Below are 610 nucleotides of genomic sequence, written 5' to 3' on the forward strand. Positions count from 1 at the left end.
TCTACGGTCATTTGAGCTCTTTTAAAGCGATTCTGGGCTCTGATGCCAAATCAGGCTACACTTTCCACGTAATCTTGTGCTAACTCAATGAGTGTTAACCATTTGGCGGGCATGTGAGCTTGTTTTTGCACCTCGGGAATAGCTACAGGGATGTTATAGTCTAATGCCTGGTGTGGGCGCAAAAAATTATAAAAAGTCGTAAACAATGTAATACGCACTTCTGCACCATTCATACTTTTGAAGCCATTCGTCACTCTATAATCTGATTTAAATGAACGATTTAAGCGTTCAATCGTTTGTTTTAACCAACGGTATTCTTGAGAAACTTCGTCTTCATTGGTTAAGCCAATGACTTGAGTGATATCAAATTTAATATCATGCTTGGCAAAGTATTGTTGGGCAAGCAAGTAAATGGGATTGCCGTCAACGATGAAGTTAATGTTTTCCCGTTCTTCCAGATTGATTTTGACCAAGGCTTCTCGCAAAGCTTCAATAGCTGCGTCCGTATCACGATGAGCGGATACATGATCAGACAAGATGATTTTATTGATGGCATCGAAAAAGAAAATAAGATAGTTCCATTTTCCTTTAATACGAATGTACGTCTCAT

At 39.0% G+C, this 610-nt stretch carries 1 protein-coding gene; it reads right to left on the reverse strand.

Annotated elements, in window-relative coordinates:
* Positions 1 to 50: 50 nt before the first annotated feature.
* On the reverse strand, positions 51 to 610 hold a 560-nt coding region (locus ACYQ2O_RS12670; protein ID WP_459796764.1), incomplete at its 5' end, for a DDE-type integrase/transposase/recombinase.

This window comes from Alkalibacterium sp. m-11 (assembly GCF_054658155.1).